We start from the raw sequence: 24,567 nt of genomic DNA, 5'->3' as shown, positions 1-24,567 counted from the left end.
AGCCGGACGAAAAGACTCCGGCATACACAGGGGAGATTCTCATGACACTCAAAACGGCCACCATCGTGTCCGCCATCGCGCTCGGTGCCACTGCCGCCTCGGCGGACGAAGTGCGCGTCTACAACTGGTCCGACTATATCGACGAATCACTGCTAGAGAAATTTGAGCAGGAAACCGGGATCGACCTGATCTACGACGTCTTCGACTCCAACGAGCTTCTGGAGACCAAGATGCTCGCTGGCGGCTCCGGCTATGACGTCGTGGTGCCCACCGGCTCCTTCCTGCAGCGTCAGGTTCAGGCTGGTGTGTTCCAGAAGATCGACCAATCGAAGCTGGAGAACTACGGCAACGTCTGGGATGTGATCCAGGACCGCACCGCACGGTTTGATCCGGACAATGCCTATTCCATCAACTACATGTGGGGCACCACCGGCATCGGCGCCAATCTCGGTAAGGTCACCGAAGCGCTGGGTGAGGATGCCCCCGTGGACAGCCTGGCACTGGTGTTTGACCCTGCCAACATGGAAAAACTCTCCAACTGCGGCGTGCATTTCCTCGACGCCCCGGACGAATTGATCCCGGCGGCGCTCACGTATCTCGGCCTCGACCCGAACAGCCACGACAAGGATGACCTCGAGCAGGCCGCCGGCGTTCTGGAAGCGGTGCGCCCCCATGTGCAGAAATTCCACTCCTCCGAGTATATCAACGCGCTGGCCAATGGTGATATCTGTGTGGCCTTCGGCTGGTCCGGCGATATCCTGCAGGCCCGTGATCGCGCCGCCGAGGCCGACAACGGTGTCGAAATCGCCTTTAACGCACCCTCCGAAGGGGCGTTGATGTGGTTCGACCAGATGGCGATCCCGGTGGATGCACCAAACCCGGAAGCCGCGCATAAGTTCCTCGACTTCATCCTTGATGCCGAGAACATGGCCGCTGCCTCCAACTACGTCTACTACGCCAACGGCAACAAGGCCTCGCAAGAGTTTCTGGCCGAGGACGTGATCGGCGATCCGGCGATCTACCCGACCCCCGCGGCGATGGACAACACCTACATCAAGGCCCCCTACCCGCAAAAAGTGCAGCGCGTGGTGACACGCCTGTGGACCCGAGTGAAGTCCGGCACCTGATCCGATATCAGGCCGATCCTTACGGCAGGGCGTGCTTTTGCGCCCTGCCCTCACTACAGACAAGAACGGGCCGGCCACACGCCGCCCGCATGGGGGCAGATTTGGCAGTACCGGTTTTTGAACCCTGGACCGATCCGCAGGCGAAGCCGCTGATCCAGTTCCAGAACGTGACCAAGCGCTTTGGCGATTTCACCGCGATCGACGACCTGACCATCGACATCTTCGAGTGCGAGTTCTTTGCACTACTAGGGCCATCGGGCTGTGGCAAAACCACGATGATGCGCATGCTCGCCGGGTTCGAAGCCCCTACTGAGGGCAAGATTTTCCTTGCTGGTCAGGATATTGCCCCCGTTCCGCCGAACCAGCGCGCGGTCAACATGATGTTCCAGTCCTATGCGCTGTTCCCGCATCTGAGCATCTGGGAAAACATCGCCTTCGGTCTCAAGCGCGAGGGCATGCCCCGCGCCGAGATCGCCGCCCGCGTTGAGGAAATGCTGCGATTGACGCGACTAGAGAAATTCGCCCGCCGCAAGCCGCATCAGATCTCCGGCGGCCAACGCCAGCGAGTTGCCTTGGCCCGCAGCCTCGCCAAGGCCCCGAAACTGCTGCTTCTGGATGAGCCGCTCGGCGCGCTGGACCGCAAGCTGCGCGAGGAAACCCAGTTCGAGCTGATGGACATCCAGGAAAAAACCGGCACCACATTCGTGATCGTGACCCACGATCAGGAAGAGGCGATGACCGTAGCCAGCCGGGTCGCGGTGATGGACAATGGCAAGGTGATCCAGGTGGCCACCCCCGCCAACATCTACGAAGCGCCGAATTCGTCCTATGTGGCTGATTTCATTGGCGACGTGAACCTCATCCAGGGTCAGGCCACCGCCACCGGCGAAGATACTTATGCCCTGCATTGGCGCGAGGGCGCGGCGCCGCTTACCATCAAGTCGCCCAATGCGATCTCCGACGGGCAAACCGCGCATCTGGCGATCCGGCCCGAAAAGGTCACCATCAGCGCCGACAAGCCCGAAGGGGCTGACAATGTGGTGCAGGGCAAGGTGCTGGACATCGCCTATCTCGGCAATCTCTCCACCTATCACGTGGAGCTGCCCACCGGGGATGTGATCAAGGCGCAGACGGCGAACACCCGCCGCATTTCGCGCCGTGCCTACACTTGGGAAGACACCGTCTGGCTGTCCTGGACAGCCACCGGCGGCGTCTTGTTGGCCGACTGATGCGCCGCTTTGTCCTGATCGCCGTCCCTTATGTCTGGCTCCTGGCGCTGTTCCTGGTGCCCTTTGTCATCGTCCTGAAGATCTCGTTGTCGGATGCGGCCATTGCGCGTCCGCCCTATGTTCCGCAATTCGACTGGGTCGAAGGCATCTGGGCCTTCCTGTCACAGCTGGATTTCGAGAATTTCACTTGGCTCATAGAGGATGACCTCTACTGGAAGGCCTATCTCAGCAGCCTGCAGATCGCGCTCACCTCGACCTTGCTGACGCTGATCGTGGGCTACCCGATCGCCTATGGCATGGCCCGCGCGCCGCAGGAGTGGCGCCCGACGCTGATGATGCTGGTGATCCTGCCGTTCTGGACCTCCTTCCTGATCCGCGTCTATGCGTGGAAGGGCATCCTGTCGAACGAGGGCTTCCTGAACCAGTTCCTGATGTGGACGGGTCTGGTGTCAGAACCGCTGCAGATCCTGAACACCACCACCGCCGTCTATATCGGCATCGTCTACACCTATCTGCCGTTCATGATCCTGCCGATCTATGCGGCTCTGGAGCGCATGGACGACAGCCTGATCGAAGCTGCCGAGGATCTCGGCTGTTCGCGCATGTCGGCCTTCTGGCTGGTGACCATACCGCTGTCCAAGGGCGGCATCATCGCAGGCTGTTTCCTCGTCTTCATTCCGGCGATGGGCGAATTCGTGATCCCCTCACTGCTGGGCGGGTCGGATACGCTGATGATCGGCAAGGTGCTGTGGGAGGAGTTCTTCTCCAACCGGGACTGGCCGGTGGCAAGCGCGGTCGCGGTGATCCTCTTGCTGATCCTGGTAGTGCCGATCGTGCTGTTCCAGCGTAACCAGCAGAAAGAACAGGAGGGCGACGCATGAAACGTCTGAGCGCATTCAATGTGGTCTCGCTGACGCTGGGCTTTGCCTTTCTCTATATCCCGATGCTGATCCTGATCCTGTTTTCCTTCAACGAAAGCAAGCTGGTGACGGTCTGGTCGGGGTTCTCGACGAAATGGTACGGCGAGCTGATGCAGAACGAGGCGATGCTGCAAGCTGCCTGGGTCACGATCAAGGTTGCGGTAATCTCTTCCAGCATTGCCACCGTGCTGGGCACCATGGCCGCCTACGTCATGGTGCGCAGTGGACGCTTTCTGGGCCGGACCCTGTTTTCCGGTATGATCTACGCGCCGCTGGTGATGCCCGAGGTGATCACCGGCCTGTCGCTGCTGCTGCTGTTCATCGGCATTGGGCTGGACCGCGGCGTGCTGACCATCGTGCTGGCGCATACCACCTTTTCCATGTGCTACGTCTCGGTGGTGGTCTCCTCGCGGCTGGCGACCTTTGACATGTCGCTGGAAGAGGCGGCGCGGGATCTGGGCTGTTCGCAGGCGCAGGCCTTCCGGCTGGTGACCCTGCCGATCATCGCGCCTGCGGTGGTCTCCGGCTGGCTTCTGGCCTTCACTCTGTCGCTGGACGATCTGGTGATCGCCTCGTTCACCACAGGCCCTGCCGCAACCACCCTGCCGATCAAGATCTTCTCGGCGGTGCGTCTTGGGGTCAGCCCTGAGATCAACGCGCTGTCGACCATCATGATCGGCATCGTAACAGTTGGCGTGATCAGCGCCTCACTGGTCAGCAAACGGGCGCTGGTGAAACAGCGACGGGAGGAACAGGAAGCGGTACGCGCAACATGATGCGCCGGATCTTCCCCGACTATGCCTATGGTCTCGGCCCGCGCAGTAATTGCTGGTGGGACGAGACCTGCCCCGCCCCGAGCTGGCCGCGCCTCGAAGATACCCGTCAGGTGGATGTGGCTATTGTAGGGGGCGGTTTCACCGGCCTTTCCACAGCGCTGCATTTGGCCGAAGCAGGTCTCGAGGTCGCGGTGCTGGAGGCCGAGACACCCGGCTGGGGCGCGTCCGGGCGCAATGGCGGTTTTTGTTGCCTCGGCGGGGCCAAGCTCGGCTCCCACGCGATGGCACGCCTGCACGGGGAGCGCGAAACGCAGGTCTATCAGGCGGGCGAGGAGAGCGCTGTCCACCTTGTTGAACATCTGATCGCCCGCCATGACATCAACGCTGACACCCACTCGCAAGGTGAAACGGTCATGGCGCACCGCCCCAAGACACGGGACGCGCTGATGAAAGAAGCGCATGCCTCAGGGGCCGAATTCATCGATGGCCCCGATCTCGTCAAAAACGGGCTTGGGGGCGAATTCCATGGTGCGCTGACCACGCCAACGGGTTTCGCTCTCAACCCGCGCAAATATCTATTTGGGCTTGCCCGCGCTGCGCAGTCCGCAGGGGCGGAACTATATCAAAACAGTGCAGCTTTCGACGTGCAGAACAATAGTGGGCTGTGGCATATCTCCAGCCCCAAGGGCCGGTTGAGCGCATCGCGCTTGGTCATCGCCACCAATGGTTACTCCAGTGAAAACCTGCCTGACTGGCTTGGCGGACGTTACATGCCCGCGCAGTCGACGGTGATGGTAACAAGACCGATCACGCCAGAAGAACAGGCCGTGCAAGGATGGACCACGGCGCAAATGGCCTATGACACCCGTCATATGCTGCATTATTTTCGCCTGATGCCCGACGGTCGTTTTCTGTTTGGCATGCGCGGCGGTCTGACATCGTCTCCCCGCTCAGAGGCTAAGATCCGCGCCCTGCTGCGCCGCCATTTCGAGCAACTGTTCCCCGCCTGGCGTCAGGTTGAAACCACCCATAGCTGGTCTGGCATGGTCTGCCTGTCGCGCAACCTCGTTCCGTTTGTGGGGGCCGTGCCCGAGCATCCAGGCCTGTTTGCCGGGCTATGCTATCACGGCAATGGCGTTGCGATGGGCAGCTATGCTGGCGCGTTGTTGGGGGACCTCGTGCAAGGCAAGGCACCAACGCTCCCCTACTCCAAGATCATGCAAAGGTTGCCGAAGTTTCCGCTGGGCCGTGCGCGCCGTGCTTTGATGCCGCCTGCCTATGCGGCTCTGGGTTTGCTGGACTGAAGCGCAGCCACCTCCAGCCCCATCGCATCAAGATCTCCACGCCAGCAGCAGTAGGCCGCCATGCGCCAGTGGAACCAGGGCTTCAGCGCATAGTACCGTGCGACAACGCGATGATCCGGATATGCGGCAGCGAATTGCGCTTCTTCATCACGCGTCAGAACATTCCCACGATAAAGCGACTGCATCGCCGGTGACAGGAACATCGCCAGATCCTCTGCCGGATCACCGTTCTGAGGACATTGCCAATCGATCAGCGCCAACGTCCCGTCATGCGCCAGTAGATTGCCCGGAACCGGATCACCATGAATAAGGCAGGTCTGCGCGACGGCAGGCACCAGGCCGATAGGTTTGCAGTCCATCAACGCTTTTCCGCCCGGGCACTCCTGCAGGATCGTCACAGTTTGTGCTTCCAGCGCGCGCGATCCATTGCACCCCTTTGGAAGGTCATCGAAACCTGCCTGATCGTGCAAGATCCCCAGCAATCGTGCCACATGCGCTGTGTCCTCCTGCCAAGGCGCACCAGCCAGATGGCTGTAGATCAACCAGTCCTGATTCTCCCACGATCCATGCGCGATGTAGCGTGGCGCCATGCCAGTGCCGCCCAGCGCCTTGAGGACCTCGCGCTCCCGGATCGGGTCGTTTGCAAACAGTGGGTTGCTGCGACGGGCGGGGTAGAGTTTCACCACAAGATCGCCGGATTTCCAGACATGATTGCTACGCCCCCCCAGCAGCTGGGTCGGCTCCAAAAGAGACCAGCCCTGCCGCGCAAGATGGCGAAACAGGGCTGGGTCTGTCTGTGTCTGCTCCGGTGTCAGCATTTCTGCTCCGCCGTTCGCATCGCCGCCACGCCCCGGCGATCAGAGGGGCCTGGTCAATGCCGCAGGTCAGGAGGAGCCGGTGTCAGCATCCGGATCCCGAAGCGCGGTGACCGAGGATGCAAGGATGGCGCTTCCGCTCTCCAGGATCAAGGCAACTTCACCGTTGACGCTCTGGGTTTCCTCGACACGACCGTAGACTTCCGCAACCTCCGACAGGATCACTTCATCATCGGAATAACTTTCGACAACAAATGTATAGGAACCCTCTGGCAAGGTCTCACCATCGCCATTGTCCCCCTGCCACTGGTAGGGTTCGGCAGAGACCGGAAGATCGATACGCCCGACTTCATTCTCTTCTGCATCATAAATGACCATCTTCACCTCATCGGCAACAGCGGCCGGATTTGGTGCGATGGCAACCGGGGTCGATCCGTCAAAGTGGGCGGCGGCCTGCGCACGAACCTCTTTACCAACCCAGCCTGTCAATTGAGACATGTTCGACAATGACAGCGCGCTCAGCATGCTGGTCAGTGTCTCATTGGTCATGACCTGCTGTTCAACCGAGGAGAACTGCGCCAGCTGCGCGGTGTAGTCTGACGAATCCATCGGCTCCAACGGATCCTGATACTTCGCCTGTGTCGTCATCAGCCGCAGGAACGTCTCGAAATCGGACGTCAACGCCGACGTCGCGGATTGGCTCCCAGCGGCTCCTCCAGCGCTATTCGTTGGTGGCGGAGCGCCTGCACCAGTAATTGCTGTAGTCATGCTCTCAGATCCTCATATCCAGCCCATCGGCTGCAATGTTTAAGTGTTGCGACAGGGGCAAATCGGGCTGCCCTTCTTCAACGGCATCCCCCTCACCCTTCAGACCGGCACCGCCAGCATCGCCAGAGGTCCCTCCTTCACCGGATTGCCCGGTCTGGGCATCAGATCCGAACTGGAAGGAAATATCAGAAAACCCCATGTCCTTGAATTCGCGAGCGAGGTCCTGAATGTGTCGCCGCATCAAGTCTTCGGTCTCGGGCCGTTCTGCATTGATAACGACGGTGACCCCGACATCCGTTGTCGTGACCCGCATGTTGACATGGCCAAGTTCGCGCGGGTTCAGCGATACATCGACGTTGCGTTTGCCAGCAGTGGCGACTGCCTCAGCCAACTGCTGCGCTACGTGGCGCGGTGTTTCTGCACGAAAACTCGATGCGCCTGAGCGTACCGACGCTTCGGCAAGCATTTGCGGCAATGCAAAACTCTCGGCCCCGCGCTGTGTCAGAATTTCTTCACCGGGGCGAGGCGTATGTTCGCTGCCCGCGATACCTGTCACCACCGCCGAAGTCGACTGCAGTACCGTATTGGCTACCAGGCTTTGTGATTGCGCGGTCGTCTGCACGCCGCCAGCAGGATTTGCCACCCGCACGTCAGCTATATTAGCCTGAGCTCGCACGGTGGGTGACATCGCCACAGCCTGTACCGCCTGAGGCATTTCGCGCAGTCGAACGGGAGTGTCCTGCAGTTCGGCAGTCACTGGTTTGCCCGGAGTTTGTCCCTCAGGCTTTGTGAGCGCAGCGTGCGGAACCTCAGCCTGAGACCGGACGGCGGCAGGTTGCTGTCGCGCCACCTCCCGATGCCCGTCCAGCAGAACCGAAGTGCTGTTTCGAAGTTTCTGATCGGTCGCAATATCCGCACGCGGTGAAGTCTCGCCCCCCATTTCCTTCGCCGAAATGGGAAGCGCGCCGCTCTGAGGAGCCGTATCAGCTCCACCCTTTGACGCGAGGCCGTCTGGTGCACGCGCAGCAGCAGCTCCATCAAGAGTGACATCGGATTTCGCCGCCGTCGCGCTGCTATCCGGCGCCGTGGGCAAAACAGCACCACCAGAACCCGTTTTGACGGCAGCTTCTTGTACTTGGGCAGACACCTCGGCCGACTGAAGCATCTCACCTTGCGTAGAATCGGGGTCAGTTCGTGTGCTCTGGAGCGGGATATCCGTCGGAGGCTGTTCTTTTGGCCCATCGGAGCTCGCCTCGACAGGCTCGTCAGGCAGATCTGTCTCCCGCTCGAGCGACGATGCATCCCCCTCTTCATCGGGTGACGCTTCTGAAATTTCCTTTGAAGGGTCTCCACTCACCTCGGTGTCGGGCACCTCAGTCTTGGGTTCGCTGCCACCCTCGGCGTCATGAGTGATCGATTCCTCTGGTTGAACTGGCGTTTCGCCCTCTCGCATCTCCGCATGCATGGCATCGCCTGCAGAGATCTGGGCTTTTTCATTCGCGCCACCGGCAAGAACGGACTCGAAGGTGTCCCCCCTAAGTCGCTTTGGGTCGGAGCGCTGAGTCGACTCAGCAGGCGTGCTGCCAACTGATTGAGTCGAAAGGAGTTTCGTAATCATGTTCCACCGGATGTTCTATCTCGTGTCCCTCCTAAATAACTCAAACCGGTTACGGCAATTTTAACCGGTTTTTGTTCAAACTGACAAAATCGAAGAATTCGACACACAAAGGACTGAGGCAAAATGCCCGTATCAAACGTTTCGCTGCCCTCTGCGGCGGCTCCTTTGCAGCAGGTCGCCGACCCTCGGGACACCATGCTGCGTCAGGCTGCGATCGATCTCGAAGCCTCATTTTTATCTGAAATGCTGAAGTCAGCCGGCTTGGGGAAGTCTCCCGAAGCCTTTGGTGGTGGGTCAGGCGAAGATCAATTCGCCAGTCTCCTCGTCAATGAGCAAGCGCGTGCGATGGCCGAATCCGGCGGCATCGGCTTGGCAGAATCCATCTACAACTCACTGAAGGAGGCGCAAGAATGAGCGCACTTACAGACCAGACCCCGCAAACCCTCATCAATGCCCTCGACGAGCTGCTCGAAGAAGAACGCAGTGCCCTGACACAAGGCGAACTGGATAAACTGGAAGGCATTCTTGCTCGTAAGGAAGAGCTATTCGACAAGCTCAACCGGATCACCGACCTTGAACAGGGCGCGCTGGACACAGTCCACAGCAAGGTAACGCGCAACCAGGCACTACTAGGAAGTGCGATGCAAGGGATCAAAGCTGTGGCAACACGGATGGCCGAACTGCGCAAGGTGCGCAGGGGTTTGGAAGTATACAACCGCTCCGGCCAGCGCACGTCCTATACGACCAGTGGCAGCATGAAGCTGGAGAAGCGCGCTTAAATCGCTTGGAGGTCTGGACAATTTTAAAAATGCAAATTGCAGCTTTAGCACTCTCTTAGGACCTCATACGCCAATGTCACCTTGCATCTCAGGCGAGGTGGCGCGGAAACCGCTAGGTGAAGCACAGTCAGAATGACCACAGAGAAAGCTCCGGTAACGGAGCTGGGATTACCATATCAGGGGCTAAAGTGCCCTAACTCAAAGGAACTTATGCTATGTCCAGCATTCTGACGAACAATGGCGCAATGGTTGCACTTCAGACTCTCAAGTCTGTGAATGACGACCTGAACACCACTCAGTCCAATATCTCCACCGGTAAAGAAATCGGCACCGCCAAAGACAACTCCGCTGTTTGGGCGATCTCCAAGACTATGGAATCCGACATCGCGGGCTTTGAAGCCATCGAAGAAGGTCTCGCCGTCGGTGAGGCAACTGTTGCTGTTGCCTCTGCAGGTGCGGAACAGATCGTTGAGAAACTGACGGAAATCAAGGAGCTGATCGTTTCCGCTCAGTCCGAGAACGTCGACCACGGTAAGATCCAGACAGACATCACCTCCAAGGTTGAGCAGGTCGAAGCTATCATCTCTGCCGCTCAGTTCAACGGTGCCAACCTGCTGGCATCCGACATCGACGGCAACACCACGACCGAGCTGGGCGTTCTTGCCTCCCTCGACCGCGTGGGTGCTGGCGGCGCCGTGACCGCTGTGGAAATCACCATCGCGACCGTCGATTTTGAAGGTGATCTGGATCTCTCCTCGTCGCTGACTGCGATCACCGACACCACGACTGCTGGGTCGGCTCTGGGCGAAATCGAAACCTTCCTGCAGACCGCCATCACTGGCGCCGCTGCGTTGGGCGCATCCGCTGCACGCCTCGACGATCAGTCCGAGTTCGTTGGCAATCTTGTCGACTCGATGACTATGGGCGTTTCGACCATGACCGACACCAACATGGAAGAAGCCTCCGCACGACTGAGCGCTCTGCAGACCCAGCAGGAACTCGCGGTTCAATCGCTGACCATCGCAAACGAAGCGCCGGGCTCGCTGCTCCAACTCTTCCGCTAACAGGCTACCGGTCAGGGCGCATGATCGCGCCCTGACCACCCTACTTCTCTGAGAATCAGTGAATAACTAATACGTTAGGATAACACGTGAATGCCCTTCTAAAGGCGAAGAGCGCCTACGCGGCGGCAAAAGCCCCTACCCGCACCGCACGAAACACCGAATATGAGATCCTTGCACGTATCACGCATCGGATGATCGCGGCGAATAGCAAGGGATCGGACGGCTTCAAAGAGCTCGTGGCAGCAGTTTCCGACAATCGTAAACTCTGGGCGCTCTTCACTTCGGATTTGGCCAAGGATGGCAACAAACTGCCAGTCGAGTTGAAACAACGCCTGTTTCATCTGGCCCGCTTCACGCGTGAACACAGCAGCAAGGTCCTGGCTCGCAAGGCTTCGGTCCAGCCGCTAGTAGAAATCAACACGGCCATCATGCGTGGCCTCAGAAGCGGAGCGTCCTGAAAATGAGTGGATTGGTCCTTAAACTCGCACCAAAAGAGCGTGTCTTGGTCAACGGAGCAGTGATCGAGAACGGAGATCGCCGCAGTCGCCTGTCGATCGTCACACCCGACGCGCATATCCTGCGCCTCAGGGATGCGATCCATCCCGAGCAAGCGAATACACCGGTACGTCGTGTATGCTATTCAGCACAGCTGGTTTTGTCTGGCGATATCGACCCAGAGGAAGATCGCCTGCCAATGTTGCGTCGCATCGAGGAGCTGAGTCAGGTCTTCACCGACCCGGACAGTCGCGCGGCCTTGTCAGAGGCAACTGAAGCAGTGATCAGCAACAACCATTATCGCTGCCTCAAGGCCTTACGTGCCTTGCTGCCGCGAGAGGAACGGCTCATGGCCGTAAGATCACAATGACTTTCACTCCGCTCATTCCATCATCTGGGGTTGCGGGCTGGAATTTTCTGCAATCGACTTACGACCGGCAATATGACGCCTTTGTTCAGTCTGGTCAGTTAAAGAACGAGAGCGAGTACTTTGCCGAGGAGATCGGCAAAGTCACTTCTAGTGATGACCTTCTCAATGACCGCCGCCTGCTTCAGGTGGCGGTTAAGGCGTTTGGTCTCGAAGAGGAGATCAATTACCGTGCGCTTCTGCAGCGTGCGCTGAACGAGGGCACCTCTGCCAAAGACGCGCTTGCGAACACGATGAACGACGAGCGCTATGTCGAGTTTTCGAATGCATTTGGGTTTGGTCCTGGCCAATCTCCCATGACCAGCGACAGCAAGGCCATGGAAGCGGTGGTCAACAAATTCCAATCGGCCTCTTTCGAGGAAGCGGTGGGCGAAGTTGATGAGACCATGCGCACAGCTCTATTTGCCAAACGCGCAATGCTCGAGGTTTTTGGCGAGCCTGATGAAAACGATTTTTCACAACTCAGCGTCAAGGAAAGAGCCCTGCGCGAATTTGATCTTTCAATGAAAGAGATCAACGGAGCGATAGACGATGTTCCGGGCGTTACCTCGGTCCAGGATCAGTGGGAAGACATTATTCAGCGCGATACGTTGACAGATTTTTTCAACACGACCTTGCGCATGCCGGCCGCCGCATCGGGCCTTGAAGACGATGAGCTTATCCAAGCATATCAGGACCGTGCAAAGATCGTGTTCGGAACTGACGACCCCACTGTCTTCTTCTCCGCCGAAAACAAGGACGTGCTCGTCGCCGCCTACAAGACACGCGCGACCGTCGATGGCGATCTGCCGGAAGACATAGCAAAAACCGCCCAACTCGCGGATCAGATATTGGGACAGATGGTGGCCCGAGACGCCGCCCTCAATGAAGAGTGGGACTATATTTCTCGTCAGGAACCGCTGGTAGATTTCATGAAAATCACGCTGGAACTGCCCGACAATATCGAGTCCCTTAAGACCAGTGACGCGATGCGCGTATACCGGGAAAAGGCTATCGAAGTGTTTGGCACTGATGACCCCAATGTCTTTGCCGATGCCGGGAACCTCGACAATATACTTGATATCTACCGCGAAAAAGCAGCCGAATCTGGCATGCGAAATGGCGAAATCTCGGCAAGCTTGCGAACAGCTGAAACGATCCTGAAATTCTCTTTCAGTGAGAACGACGTCGTCGACGACGATAGCTTAGCGGCGTCTGAAACCGCAAAAATCGATGCAGGCTGGTACAGTATCATGGGGCAGACCGGTGTGCCGAGGTTCCTGCAAACCGCTTTGGATGTGAATACGGCCCTCGCACCAGATCAGACCTTTGATGAACTGACTATTGAAGAGCAGCTTGCCATCTACAAAGACAAGGCGGTTGAGCTTTTCGAAACTGATGACCTGAGCGAGCTGACGGGCCCCTATCAGATGAGCACGCTCAGTGATGCATATCGCACCAATGCAGAAGCGGCAGGCGAAAGCGAATTTTTCATCACCTACTATTCGCAAATCGCCGAACGTGAGTTGAACGGGCTGTTCCAGAGCGATGAAAGTGATGCAGACCAAGAGTTTGAGGACGCGCTTGAAGAACTGCGCACGATGAATGATGAGGACAAGGGGCCCAGTGCGAGCTCGCAATGGTTTACCATCATGGGCCAGCAAGCCATGACCGACTTCATGCAAGTGGCACTTGGGTTGCCGAAAGAGGTAACCCAGATGGACATTGACAAGGCGGTCGATGTCTACAAGCGCAAAGCCCAGGAAGTCCTTGGCACCGACAAGCCTTCTGAGTTCATCGCTGGCGACAAAATGGACGATCTGGTCAATCGCTACCTCACGCGCTCGCAAATGAACGATATAAACAGCGGCTACAGCTCGGGCAGCGCTGCATTGATGATGCTACGAAGTTGATGCGCTGCCGTAACATAGGAAAGCGCCTCGGGACTCCGGGGCGCTTTTCAGGTTAACGCAATGATGCTGAGCCGACACTGTTCTGACCATATGGCTGGGCGTATTGCTAGGGCTGGAGGTTACTGATCGGTCTTTTCGATGAAAACTCACGATGTCGATGAGCATCCAGTTCAGATAACCGTGCACACTGAACCCGTTAAGTCTACAGGTTTCTATGACCGAGGCTATGAAGTCCCAGTACTACGCCGAGGCTTCTTGACCTAAGAAAAGACTGTCATGCTAACCGGCCGAATGGTGCGTTCGACGGTACTGTGAGCCAACTCGACCAGTCGATCTGTTAAATCAGGACAGCCTGTCCCAATGTTCTGAGATATATTTGATGGTGCCACCGCTTTGGCGGGGCATTGCGGAACATACGCAGCGGTTTTCAATTCCATGCGGGCGCCATCCGTCATTGCTGTTATTAGGTGGCTCGCTTTTTAACGTCGGAGCTATTTGGTTGCTTGGACGTTTTTCTTGCCGATGACTACCGAAGTGTATTGCCCCGGCCAAGCGCGCGGGGCCTATCTATTTCACCCAGACTTCAACGCGCCTATTCGCCTGCCGACCCCATGCGCTGTTATTGCAAGCGATCGGTAGAGTCTCACCATAGGCTTCGGTTTCGAGAGAGATACGATCCAGGTTTGCGGTTTCCGCTGCGCGCTCCACAGCTTGCCGCACAACGTCCGCGCGTTTGAGTGAGATAGCCCGATTGGTATCGGCGGGACCTTCACCATCGGAGAAACCGACAAAGACCATACGCTTGCCATCATAAACACCTGCCTCAATTTCTCTGGCGAGCAGGTCCACGTTGTTTCGAGACTGCGCGTCAGGCCGGGAAGAGCCGGTTTCGAACCGAAAAGAGGTCGTCAGACGCTGCAGGCCATCCAGACCAGAAATCATGCGTTGCAACTCTTCTAAGGGAGTGTCTTCGCCCGCGGCCTTAATAGCGTTGCTGAGACGCTCACCCTGAGCCGCAAGTGGGATACGCTCGGCAGCCTGATCGACGAAACCGGCGCGACGAATAACTATCTGTGCCGCCGGGCCGCGGACATAGGTCAGAAAGTCCCGCGCGACCCGTGGCAACCGATGCGCTGGCAAATAAAGAAACATCGGTGCGGTCAGCGGATAGTCCTCGGTCTTGATCGTTCGACGCCCCGCACTGAGAGAGAAACCGCAACTCCCGGTCAGCGTAAGTATTCTTGCCGTGCCGGTTTCAGAATAGCTGGCAATGCCAATTGCAAACGGATCCGTGGCCACAGTTCGCACCAGAGTATCGCTACGATCATGTCGCCGGATCTCTGCAGAGAGTGATAGGGCAGCGGGGGTCACCAACTTGTCCTCCACCGCCTGTGCCAAACCCGATCCCGCCACCGGCAAATGGACCGTGATCGGTGCGTCCGGGCCATCCAACTCTTGCCAGTTGGTGATTTGTCCGGCGTAGATCTGTGCCAATTGAGGCAGGGAAATGCGCCGGACCGGATTGGTCGGCGCCACGATCGGAACCATCGCATCCAGGGCCAAAACCCGGCCGCGGTTCGACACTGACATGTCGCCCATCCCGGCCTCTGTCGCAAGGATGTGTTCTGCCTCCCGAATCTCCCGCAGAGCCATGACAATATCCGCCTGGTTCGCAAGTAGGTCAGCAAAACCTTCGTCAGTACTGCTGATATGGAAATTGAACCTGGCCGCCACGCGCCCATCCCGCAACAGCGTATATTCAAACTGCCGCGCATCATATTGCTCGCGCGCGGTCTGGAACCCATTTCGCAGGGCAAAGCCTTCGATCAATGCCGGGAGAAGCACGTCCGCCATGGTTGATGACCCGGAAAACGTGAGTTCCGCGACATAATCCGACAGGCTAGGACAACCCGGTCCATCACACCGCACACCCGATCCATCCACGGTCAGCTCGCCGAACTGAGTATCGACGCGATAGAACTCGCCATCGAAGCCCAACAGGTTACCTGTCACCTCGATAGCACCATCGGGCGAGGACAGCGTCACGTCTTGTCCCAGAACCGGAAAGCTTGCGCCGAAAAAACAGAGTGCGGCGCAAACCGCCGCACGAAAATAGCTCATGAGAAATCCCGGTGTCGTCCCCGTCAGTTGGCGGCGATTTTCAGACTTTCGACGAGATTATTCAACACCAGAAAATCACCAACGGCAGAACATTCCGGAATGTTCAGGGTCAGATCCCGCGTCTGCAAGCGGTCCCCGCGATATTCCATCAGTTGCGCATCGACCGAGCGGTCGCAGTTGAGAGCAGTGATCTCCGCTTCGATCGATACGGAAACTGCTCCAGTCCCAGCATCCTTTGGCAGCGTGTAAACTTCGACACGCTGTGCCGCAATCTGATCTGAGTCCCCTAAAGACAGAACCTGCCCCGCAGCAAAACTTGCCTCAGATCCTTTCCACACGTGGCCCGGCTCGCCATAGGTGGCGCCAAACTCCAGCGCATGGACCTCAAGACCGCTCTCGCCCTGCCATTGCAGAACGACACGCTCCACAGTGTCGAGATCATCGACGGTAACAACCGCGTCGAGATCCCGCCCGGACGCAAAATCCGCGATCACCACCGCGTGCGATGCAAGGGCCGGAACAACGCCAGAGAACTTCCCCTCTGCATCCAAAGCATGAGTTATCATTACCCCGCCATGATGCAGCGTAAATCGCTCACCCGCGCGACAGGGCGCGCTGAGGTCAACCTGAAGCAGCGCATCAGGACGCGCTGACAGCAGCATGTCCCCATCACAGCTCGACATTTCTGCACGAACGTCATCCGCACTGGATTGAGGCGACCGTTCAAGCGGTCTCGCAGAGGTGAAAGCGACATCTTGAAAGACGAGCTTTCCCGTTTCCGGTTCTGCTGGCAAGGCGGCTGGTTCTGAGGACTTCGCCTCCGCGGTTGCGCGTTGCAAGTCCGCGGTTTGCTGCATGTACAAACCGGTTCCCAATGCACAAACAGCGGTGGCCGCGACGATCAGGACTGTCACTCGTGTACCCATACGAACTCTCCTCACCTCAAAAGGTTAAGGAATGGTATCGAGCGAAGGCGGCCAGACTGTGGCAAGCACCGGGACAGAACACGGCCATTGCCACAGTCTTTAATCGTTTTTGCCAATTCGGTGGGTTTAACCCAACTTTCCATGACAGTGCTTAAACTTCTTGCCGGATCCACAGGGGCATTTGTCGTTCCGTGACGGGTTCCCCCAAGTGCTTGGATCAGATTCGACGAATCCCGCACGTGGCTCTTCTGCAAGCGGCTCTTCCGCTGGTGCAGCTGCCTGCTGCGCCGCAGACTGACGTGCGGCCATTTGCATCATCATTTCACGCTGTTCGTCTTCGCTCAGCGGGCGCACGCGGGACAATTGCTGCGTGACAGCTTCCCGTAGCGAATCGAGCATCGTCTCGAACAGCTGGAAGCTTTCGTTCTTGTACTCGTTCAGCGGATCGCGCTGCGCATAGCCCCGGAAACCCACGACGGAGCGCAAATGTTCGAGAGTCAGCAGGTGTTCGCGCCATTTGGCGTCGATCGCTTGCAACAGAACCTGTTTCTCAATGTTGCTCATGCCTTCTTCGCCAAAGGCCTCGACTTTTTCGGCCATCAGCTTGTCGGATGCTTCGACCAGACGCTCACGGATTTGTTCATCATCGACACCCTCTTCGGCCGCCCATTCGACAACCGGGACGTCAATGCTGAGCTTGTCCTTTACGTCTTCGTGCAGACCTTCGGTATCCCATTGGTCGGCATAGGTCTTGGGCGGCATATACGTGTCGATCAGATCGTCGATAACCTCGTGACGCATGTCGGTGACGATTTCATGGGTATCGTCAGAGGCCATGATCTCGCGCCGCTGAGCAAAGACCACCTTGCGTTGGTCGTTCATCACGTCATCAAACTTCAGCACGTTCTTGCGCATGTCGAAGTTGCGGCCCTCGACCTTGGCCTGGGCACGTTCCAGCGACTTGTTCACCCAAGGGTGCACGATCGCCTCGCCTTCCTGCATGCCGAGGCCGGACAAAAGCTTGTCCAAGCGCTCGGAGCCAAAGATCCGCATCAGATCATCTTCGAGGCTGAGGTAGAAACGGGTGCGGCCCGGGTCCCCCTGACGGCCGGATCGACCGCGCAGCTGGTTGTCGATACGGCGGCTTTCGTGACGCTCGGAAGCCATCACGAACAGACCACCGGCGTCCAACACCTTCTGTTTCTCTTCCGCGTGCTTGGCTTCTTCGTCTGCTCGCAAGGCCGCCGGATCTGCATCCGGGTTGGCCTCCAGCGCCTCCATCACCTTCAGATCGACATTCCCGCCGAGCTGAATATCGGTGCCGCGACCAGCCATATTGGTGGCGATGGTGACCGTAGCGTAGCGCCCGGCTTCGGCAACGATCTTGGCTTCCTGCTCGTGGTGACGGGCGTTCAGCACGTTGTGCGCGATGCCTTCCTCCTGCAGCAGATTGCTCAGCAGATCGGATTTCTCGATAGAGGTCGTGCCCAGAAGGACCGGCTGACCTTTCTCATGCGCAACCTTGGCATCCGCGATCATCGCTGCGTATTTCTCGGTGGCGGTGCGATAGACCTGATCGTCCTCATCCACACGGGCAATAGGCCGGTTGGTCGGCACGGCGACGGCGCCAAGACCATAGATTTCGGCAAATTCCTCTGCTTCGGTCATTGCAGTGCCGGTCATACCCGACAGCTTGCTATAGAGACGGAAGTAGTTCTGGAAAGTGACCGATGCCAGCGTGGTATTTTCAGGCTGGATCTGTGTGCCTTCTTTTGCCTCGATCGCCTGATGCAGGCCATCCGAAAGGCGGCGACCAGGCATCATACGGCCGGTGAACTCATCGATCAGAACCACATTGCCGTCGCGCACGATGTAGTCTTTGTCGCGCTGGAACAGTTTGTGCGCGCGCAGCGCCTGATTGACGTGATGCACCACGGTGGTGCTCTCTGGATCGTAAAGGCTTGCGCCCTCTTCCAGCAGACCGGCCTGCAGCAGCGACTGTTCAAGGAACTCGTTACCATCGTCGGTAAAAGTCACGCCGCGTGTTTTTTCGTCGATCTCAAAGTGTTCATCGTCCAGCGTCGGGATCAGCTTGTCGATGGTTTCATACAGCTCAGAGCGATCTTCAGCCGGGCCAGAAATGATCAGCGGTGTGCGCGCTTCGTCGATCAGGATCGAGTCCACCTCATCGACGATCGCAAAGTTGTGGTGCTTCTGGAACACCTGATCCAGCGAGGGCTTCATATTGTCCCGCAGGTAGTCGAAACCCAGCTCGTTGTTGGTGGCGTAGGTCACATCGCACTGATAGGCGGCCATCTTTTCCGCCTCGGGCTGATTGGAATAGATCACCCCGGTGGTCATACCCAGCGCGTCGAACACCTTGCTCATCCACTCGCTGTCGCGCTTGGCGAGATATTCGTTCACCGTGACCACATGCACACCCTTGCCGGTGAGCGCGTTGAGATAGGCCGGAAGGGTCGCAACAAGCGTTTTGCCTTCCCCGGTCTTCATCTCGGAAATGTTACCTTGATGCAGGAAGATGCCACCCATCAACTGGGTGTCGAAGGCCCGCAGACCAAGCGCCCGGCGGGCGGCCTCACGTGCGTTGGCAAAGGCTTCGGGCAGAAGGTCGTCCAGACTTTCACCAGCGAGAGCCCGCTTACGCAGATCCTCGGTCTTATCCCTCACCTCCTGGTCACTCATCGCCTCGAACTCAGGCTCCAGCGCGTTGATTTTTGCAATCAGCGGCCGCGTCGCCTTGATTTTGCGGTCATTCGGCGTGCCGAAGACCTTTTTGGCGAGAGTTCCGATACCCAGCATGTGCGCTCCAAAAGTCCTGTTCACGGCCTTGTTTAGCGGCAGGCTTGCCCGCCGTGTTCTCAACCCATAAACAATGGTGGAAAGACGGTCCTGCCGCAGGCCTTATGGCGATGTAAGGGGCAGGAAAATAAGTGTCAACGCCGCGACCCGTCGCGGCACCAAGATAGGATAGTTTCCATGCGCAAAGGTCTCACTTTTTTGCAAAGCGTCGTGGCCGCCACAGTTTTTGGCCTCGCGATCCCCGCATATGCCGATCAAAACGCACAGACCGTCGTCGCAAAGGTGAACGGCGAAGAGATCACGGTAGGTCACATGATCGTCGCGCGCTCCAAATTGCCAGCGCAATACCAAAGCCTGCCGGATGATGTTCTGTTCAAGGCTCTGCTGGATCAGCTGGTCCAGCAAACCACGCTGAAACAGCAGCTGCACGGTGAAGTTCCCGAACGCGTCCGTCTTTCTGTGGAAAACGAGCAACGCTCTCTGCTGGCCTCTGAGGTGATCGAAGCGATCATGGAAAGCTCCCAATCCGAGGATGCGATCCGTGATGCCTATGATGCACGCTATTCTACCGGGGATGGCGGAGACGAATTCGACGCCGCGCATATTCTGGTTGAGACGGAAGAAGAAGCCAACGAAATCAAAAGTCAGCTGGACGAGGGTGCAGATTTCGCCGCCTTGGCAAAGGAATCATCAACCGGCCCATCCGGCCCAAATGGTGGTGCACTGGGTTGGTTCACCAACGGTCAGATGGTGCCGGAGTTTGAAGAGGCCGTCATGGATTTGCGTGCCGGCGGTGTGTCCGAACCTGTGAAAACCCAGTTCGGGTGGCATGTGATCAAGCTCAACGAGCGCCGCAAGCTGGAGGCCCCGGAGTTTGACGAGGTGCGGGATGAGATCGCGCAGGAACTCTCGGTTCAGGCCGTGGAGGATCGCGTCAGCCAACTGACGGCGAACGCGACCATTGAACGCCCCGTGATCGAGGATCTGGACCCGTCCATCCTGCGCGATATGAGCCTGATCAACAACTGATCTCCTTCTGCCTTTCTGAAACTGGAAATCCAAGATGGCAAAATCTCTGCCCCGTTCTCCGCTCGCCCCAGCCGAGTTTCCCGCCTTGCCCGCGATTGGTGGCGTGCGTTTCGCCGCCGCCGCTGCGGGGGTGAAGTATCAGGGTCGTACCGACGTTATGCTTGCGGTCATGGACCCCGGCACGTCGGTTGCGGGCGTGTTTACCCGCTCTGCGACGCGCTCAGCACCGGTTCTGGACTGCCAGGAAAAGCTTGGCGGGGGAACGGATCAAGGGGCTGCCATTTTGGTGAACTCCGGCAATTCCAACGCTTTTACTGGGCACTATGGCCAATCCTCCGTCGCGGAAATCACCGCGGCGGTTGCCGCGCTGACCGACCTGCCGCAAACGCGTATTTTCACCGCATCGACAGGCGTCATTGGTGAGCCTCTGCCTCATGATCGGATTGTTGCGAAGCTCGACGAGCTGAATGCCGGTCTGTCTGATACCGAGATGAAGGCCGCCGCCGAAGCGATCATGACAACGGATACCTTCGCCAAAGGCGCCTCCACCACGGTCGAGATTGAGGGCAAACCTGTGCAGATCGCCGGTATCGCCAAGGGATCCGGCATGGTCGCGCCCGACATGGCAACGATGCTGGTCTATATCTTTACAGATGCTGCCTACGAACAAGCAAGCCTGCAAGCGCTACTCTCTGCCCAGAATGAAACCTCCTTTAACTGCATCACGGTCGACAGCGACACCTCAACTTCGGACAGTCTGATGCTTTGCGCAACGGGTGCGTCGGATGTGGATGCGACCGGCAACGCAGACTTCGCCAAGGGGCTGAGAACTGTCATGCTGGACCTTGCACATCAGGTTGTGCGTGACGGCGAAGGCGCGACAAAATTTGTTGAAATTCAGGTGACCGGTGCAGCAACCGATGCCGACGCCAAGATCCACGGTTTGGCGATCGCAAATTCGCCGCTGGTGAAGACAGCCATCGCTGGCGAGGATCCCAATTGGGGCCGTGTTGTCATGGCCATCGGAAAATCCGGTGCCAAAGCGGACCGCGATCTCCTGTCGATCTCTTTCGGCGATGTTCTGGTGGCCGAAAACGGTTGGGTCGCCCCCACCTACAAGGAAGAACAGGGAGCAGCAGAAATGCAAAAGGCTGAGATCGCGATCAAAGTTGATCTCGGCCTCGGGGATGGAACGTCGACCGTCTGGACCTGTGACTTGACCCACCAGTACATCACCATCAATGCAGATTACCGCTCATGACCATGACCCAAGGCAAAAAGGTGGTACTCGTTTCAGCAGCCGCCCTGATCGATGTGGAGGGCCGTATCCTCTTGGCGCAACGGCCTGAGGGCAAGTCTATGGCAGGCCTGTGGGAGTTTCCCGGCGGCAAGGTGGAGCCCGGTGAAACACCGGAAGAGGCGCTGATCCGCGAATTGCAGGAAGAGCTCGGCATCAACACCTGGTCAAGCTGCCTCGCGCCGCTGACGTTTGCCAGCCACAGCTACGAAACCTTCCATCTGCTGATGCCACTCTTTGCCTGCCGAAAGTGGGAAGGCATTCCGCAGGCGCGCGAAGGTCAGGTGCTGAAATGGGCACGAGCGCAGGAGCTGCGCGACTATCCGATGCCTCCCGCGGACATTCCGCTGATCCCTATCCTGCGCGATTGGCTCTGACTGAAGACACCAGCGTTCAAAGATTGCTCCACGATCACGACATGCACCCAGCCCTGCGATCCGCATAGCTGGGTGTTGTTGTATCCGCGGTGCGACCGTCCCAGGGTGCCAGTGCGTTAGGTTCAGTCAAGAAGCGGCTGTAACATGGTGGAGTACGAACAACTGCCTGAGCGCCTCTGCGCGCATAGTGAATACACTGCCAGGTTCCTTCACCCTCGCACGAAAAAGCCCCGACCTTTGCAGGCCGGGGCTTTAAAATTCTCAGGTAACTTCAGGTCAGTCGAGGGTACGGGTCACTTCCACACGCTCGAAAATCTCGATCACATCCTTCGGACGGATATCTTCGTAGTTCTCGAAGGCCATACCGCATTCTTGACCGGACTGAACCTCTGCCACTTCGTCCTTGAAGCGCTTGAGGGTCTTCAGAGTACCCTCGTGGATCACCACGTTGTCACGCAGCAGGCGAACACCTGCGGAGCGGCGTGCGACACCTTCGGTGACCAGACAGCCAGCAACCTTGCCAACGTTGGAAACCTTGAAGACGTCCTTGATCTCGGCATAACCGATGAAGTTCTCTTTGATCTCCGCAGAGAGCAGGCCAGAGGCTGCCGCCTTCACATCATCCACCAGATCATAGATCACCGAATAGTAACGGATCTCCACGCCCTTCTGGTTGGCAGTGTTGCGCGCAGACGCATTGGCACGAACGTTGAAGCCCATGACCGGCGCACCCGAGGCCTCGGCAAGACCGATATCGGTCTCGGTGATCGCGCCAACACCGGAGTGCAGCACCCGCACGCGGACCTCGTCGTTGCCGATCTTCTCCATCGCCTGAACGATCGCTTCCGCAGAACCCTGCACATCCGCTTTGACCAGAATCGGCAGCTCGGAGACGGTTTCGTCATCCTTGGCCTTCTGCATCAGCTGTTCCAGCGTTGTCGCGGCACCGGCGGCGGCACGTTTGTCCTTGGCCGCGTGCTCACGGTATTCCGCGATTTCGCGGGCCTGAGCCTCGGTCTCGGTCACGTTCAGCACGTCGCCCGCTTCGGGTGTTCCGTTCAAACCCAGAACCTCAACTGGCACCGAAGGTCCCGCCTCCTGGACGCGTTCACCCTTGTCGTTGATGAGCGCGCGGACCTTACCGTACTGCTCACCCACAACGAAGATGTCGCCCTGACGCAGGGTCCCTTTTTGAACCAGAACCGTAGCAACCGGACCGCGACCAACGTCAAGCTGAGCTTCGATCACAGCACCTTGAGCCGCCCGATCGGGGTTGGCTTTCAGTTCGAGAAGTTCAGACTGCAGAGCGATGGCTTCGAGCAGTTCATCTAGACCCTGACCGGTATGGGCAGAGACTTCGACGTCCTGAACCTCACCAGACATCGCTTCCACAATCACTTCATGCTGCAGCAGCTCTGTCCGGACCCGTGTCGCATCTGCTGCGGGTTTGTCGATCTTGTTGATCGCCACAATCATCGGCACACCGGCCGCCTTTGCGTGGGCGATCGCCTCGATGGTCTGCGGCATGACCGAGTCGTCGGCAGCAACCACCAGAACCACGATATCCGTGACCTGAGCACCACGCGAACGCATGGACGTAAAGGCCGCGTGGCCCGGTGTGTCGAGGAAGGACAGCACGGCACCGCTATCGGTGGTCACCTGATACGCACCGATGTGCTGGGTGATTCCGCCAGCTTCGCCGGACACAACCTTTGCATCACGGATCGCATCAAGCAGCGACGTCTTACCATGGTCAACGTGACCCATGATCGTGATGACCGGCGGACGCGCTTCCAGATCGTCATCGGCGTCGATGATTTCCTTGATGACATCCTCGACGTCAGCGTCGGAAACACGGACCACCTTGTGACCGAATTCCTCGATGATCAGCTCGGCGGTATCGGCGTCGATGGTCTGGTTTTGTGTGACCATCATGCCCATTTTCATCAGAGCCTTGACCACATCGGCCACGCGCTCAGCCATACGATTCGCCAGCTCGGATACCACAATGGCCTCCGGAAGCTGCACTTCACGAATAACCTTTTCGCGCTCGATCTGCCCCATGGCTTTCTGACGCGCACGCTCTTGCTTGCGCTTCATCGACGCGACGGAGCGTTGACGACCACCTTCGCCACCAGTTGCCTGGCTCAGCGTCAGCTTGCCGGAGCGACGACCGCCATCATTGCGAACCTTGGTGCCACGACCACGTTCTTCACGCTCGCGTTCCGCTTTGCGCGGAGCTTGTGCCGCGGGCTTGGCTGCACCTGCAGGGCCGCGCGCTTCGGCAGGGGTACCGGCGGTCTTGTCGGCTTTCGGCGCAGCTTTCTCGGCAGCGGCACGCTTGGCGGCCTCTGCGTCTTCTTTGCGCTTGCGCTCTTCATCTTCTGCTTTTTGGCGGGCCCGCTCTTCAGCTTCGCGCTGTTCGCGTTCCTTCACCTCTTGTTCGGCACGGCGGCGCTCACGCTCTTCGGCGCGGGCCTTCTCCTCGGCTTCACGCTGGGCAGCCTCTTCGGATTCGCGGGCCTTGGCGGCCTGGAGCGCCTTCAGGCGACGTTCCATTTCCGCATCAGAAATTCCAGCAGGGCGCCGCGAAGCATCGCCGGCCGCAACGCCGCCGGCGCCGCCTTTGCCTGCGCCCGGCTTGGGGACAACCACGCGCTTACGCTTGGTTTCCACCACAACATTCTTGGTCCGACCGTGGCTGAAGCTCTGTTTAACGTTCCCGGGACGAGACCCGCTACCACGAAGACCCAATGTCTTTTTGCCGTCACTATCGCTCATAA

21 protein-coding genes are annotated in these 24,567 nt (G+C 58.3%); 14 read left to right on the top strand and 7 right to left on the bottom strand.

Going from position 1 to position 24,567, the window contains the following annotated elements; translation table 11 throughout:
* The first annotated feature begins 41 nt into the window (after positions 1 to 41).
* The 5 genes from R1T40_RS16505 (at position 42) to R1T40_RS16485 (ending at position 5,356) form a co-directional block, all read left to right on the top strand.
* Positions 42 to 1,127, top strand: coding sequence for a polyamine ABC transporter substrate-binding protein (locus tag R1T40_RS16505; protein WP_317384893.1), 1,086 nt, complete (start codon positions 42 to 44; stop codon positions 1,125 to 1,127).
* An 89-nt stretch (positions 1,128 to 1,216) separates the two neighbouring features.
* Entirely contained in the window at positions 1,217 to 2,356 is a 1,140-nt protein-coding gene (locus R1T40_RS16500) for an ABC transporter ATP-binding protein (protein ID WP_317384892.1), read from the top strand.
* Entirely contained in the window at positions 2,356 to 3,237 is an 882-nt protein-coding gene (locus R1T40_RS16495; RefSeq protein ID WP_243394928.1) for an ABC transporter permease subunit, read from the top strand. Before R1T40_RS16500 ends, R1T40_RS16495 begins: the two co-directional genes overlap by 1 nt.
* Complete coding sequence (locus tag R1T40_RS16490; protein WP_106162403.1) at positions 3,234 to 4,052, top strand: ABC transporter permease; 819 nt, start codon at positions 3,234 to 3,236, stop codon at positions 4,050 to 4,052. Before R1T40_RS16495 ends, R1T40_RS16490 begins: the two co-directional genes overlap by 4 nt.
* The gene (locus R1T40_RS16485; protein WP_317384891.1) at positions 4,049 to 5,356 is read left to right on the top strand and encodes an NAD(P)/FAD-dependent oxidoreductase; all 1,308 of its coding nucleotides are present in this window, start codon (positions 4,049 to 4,051) and stop codon (positions 5,354 to 5,356) included. The genes R1T40_RS16490 and R1T40_RS16485 overlap by 4 nt, the downstream gene beginning before the upstream one ends.
* Here the strand turns inward: R1T40_RS16485 and R1T40_RS16480 are convergent.
* The 3 genes from R1T40_RS16480 to fliK form a co-directional block, all read right to left on the bottom strand.
* Positions 5,329 to 6,174, bottom strand: a complete 846-nt coding sequence (locus R1T40_RS16480; RefSeq protein WP_317384890.1) for a phosphotransferase family protein — start codon at positions 6,172 to 6,174, stop codon at positions 5,329 to 5,331. The two genes, R1T40_RS16485 and R1T40_RS16480, sit on opposite strands and share 28 nt — an antisense overlap.
* 66 nt (positions 6,175 to 6,240) lie before the next feature.
* The gene (locus R1T40_RS16475; RefSeq protein ID WP_317384889.1) at positions 6,241 to 6,939 is read right to left on the bottom strand and encodes a flagellar hook capping FlgD N-terminal domain-containing protein; all 699 of its coding nucleotides are present in this window, start codon (positions 6,937 to 6,939) and stop codon (positions 6,241 to 6,243) included.
* Between the two features lie 4 nt (positions 6,940 to 6,943).
* On the bottom strand, positions 6,944 to 8,311 hold the full coding sequence (fliK, locus tag R1T40_RS16470) for a flagellar hook-length control protein FliK (protein WP_317384888.1): 1,368 nt from the start codon (positions 8,309 to 8,311) through the stop codon (positions 6,944 to 6,946).
* Positions 8,312 to 8,680: 369 nt separating this feature from the next.
* Between fliK and R1T40_RS16465 the strand changes: the two genes are divergently transcribed.
* From R1T40_RS16465 to R1T40_RS16440, 6 genes are all read left to right on the top strand, one after another.
* Positions 8,681 to 8,971, top strand: a complete 291-nt coding sequence (locus R1T40_RS16465; protein ID WP_106162408.1) for a rod-binding protein — start codon at positions 8,681 to 8,683, stop codon at positions 8,969 to 8,971.
* Entirely contained in the window at positions 8,968 to 9,336 is a 369-nt protein-coding gene (flgN, locus tag R1T40_RS16460) for a flagellar export chaperone FlgN (RefSeq protein ID WP_106162409.1), read from the top strand. Before R1T40_RS16465 ends, flgN begins: the two co-directional genes overlap by 4 nt.
* A 215-nt stretch (positions 9,337 to 9,551) precedes the next feature.
* A complete protein-coding gene (locus R1T40_RS16455; RefSeq protein ID WP_317384887.1) occupies positions 9,552 to 10,400 on the top strand; it encodes a flagellin N-terminal helical domain-containing protein in 849 nt (282 codons plus the stop codon).
* An 86-nt stretch (positions 10,401 to 10,486) separates the two neighbouring features.
* Positions 10,487 to 10,858 carry a flagellar biosynthesis regulator FlaF gene (flaF, locus tag R1T40_RS16450; protein WP_106162411.1) on the top strand — a complete coding sequence of 124 codons (372 nt, stop codon included), beginning with the start codon at positions 10,487 to 10,489 and terminating at the stop codon, positions 10,856 to 10,858.
* 2 nt (positions 10,859 to 10,860) lie between these two features.
* The gene (flbT, locus tag R1T40_RS16445) at positions 10,861 to 11,265 is read left to right on the top strand and encodes a flagellar biosynthesis repressor FlbT (protein ID WP_106162412.1); all 405 of its coding nucleotides are present in this window, start codon (positions 10,861 to 10,863) and stop codon (positions 11,263 to 11,265) included.
* Positions 11,262 to 13,214 (top strand): DUF1217 domain-containing protein, encoded by a 1,953-nt coding sequence (locus R1T40_RS16440; RefSeq protein WP_317384886.1) that lies wholly within the window; start codon positions 11,262 to 11,264, stop codon positions 13,212 to 13,214. Before flbT ends, R1T40_RS16440 begins: the two co-directional genes overlap by 4 nt.
* Before the next feature lie 567 nt (positions 13,215 to 13,781).
* Here R1T40_RS16440 and R1T40_RS16435 read toward each other — a convergent pair.
* From R1T40_RS16435 to secA, 3 genes are all read right to left on the bottom strand, one after another.
* Positions 13,782 to 15,335, bottom strand: coding sequence for a phosphate ABC transporter substrate-binding/OmpA family protein (locus tag R1T40_RS16435; protein WP_317384885.1), 1,554 nt, complete (start codon positions 15,333 to 15,335; stop codon positions 13,782 to 13,784).
* A 23-nt stretch (positions 15,336 to 15,358) separates the two neighbouring features.
* Positions 15,359 to 15,901, bottom strand: a complete 543-nt coding sequence (locus tag R1T40_RS16430; RefSeq protein WP_317384884.1) for a hypothetical protein — start codon at positions 15,899 to 15,901, stop codon at positions 15,359 to 15,361.
* A 486-nt stretch (positions 15,902 to 16,387) separates the two neighbouring features.
* The gene (gene secA / locus R1T40_RS16425; protein ID WP_317384883.1) at positions 16,388 to 19,081 is read right to left on the bottom strand and encodes a preprotein translocase subunit SecA; all 2,694 of its coding nucleotides are present in this window, start codon (positions 19,079 to 19,081) and stop codon (positions 16,388 to 16,390) included.
* Positions 19,082 to 19,258: 177 nt separating this feature from the next.
* Here secA and R1T40_RS16420 point away from each other — a divergent pair, with 177 nt between their 5' ends.
* From R1T40_RS16420 to mutT, 3 genes are read left to right on the top strand one after another with little or no spacing between them, the layout of a single operon-like run.
* On the top strand, positions 19,259 to 20,110 hold the full coding sequence (locus R1T40_RS16420) for a peptidylprolyl isomerase (protein WP_317384882.1): 852 nt from the start codon (positions 19,259 to 19,261) through the stop codon (positions 20,108 to 20,110).
* A gap of 34 nt (positions 20,111 to 20,144) precedes the next feature.
* Entirely contained in the window at positions 20,145 to 21,371 is a 1,227-nt protein-coding gene (gene argJ / locus R1T40_RS16415; RefSeq protein WP_317384881.1) for a bifunctional glutamate N-acetyltransferase/amino-acid acetyltransferase ArgJ, read from the top strand.
* A gap of 2 nt (positions 21,372 to 21,373) precedes the next feature.
* A complete protein-coding gene (gene mutT / locus R1T40_RS16410) occupies positions 21,374 to 21,784 on the top strand; it encodes an 8-oxo-dGTP diphosphatase MutT (RefSeq protein WP_317386990.1) in 411 nt (136 codons plus the stop codon).
* A 276-nt stretch (positions 21,785 to 22,060) separates the two neighbouring features.
* On the opposite strand, the gene infB is transcribed toward mutT, so the two are convergent.
* The gene (infB, locus tag R1T40_RS16405) at positions 22,061 to 24,565 is read right to left on the bottom strand and encodes a translation initiation factor IF-2 (protein WP_317384880.1); all 2,505 of its coding nucleotides are present in this window, start codon (positions 24,563 to 24,565) and stop codon (positions 22,061 to 22,063) included.
* Between the last annotated feature and the right edge of the window lie 2 nt (positions 24,566 to 24,567).

This window comes from Tritonibacter scottomollicae (genome assembly GCF_032924845.1).
GTDB lineage: Bacteria > Pseudomonadota > Alphaproteobacteria > Rhodobacterales > Rhodobacteraceae > Epibacterium > Epibacterium scottomollicae.
Note: the sequence above shows the minus strand (reverse complement) of the source record. Positions and strands in the feature narration are given on the sequence as shown.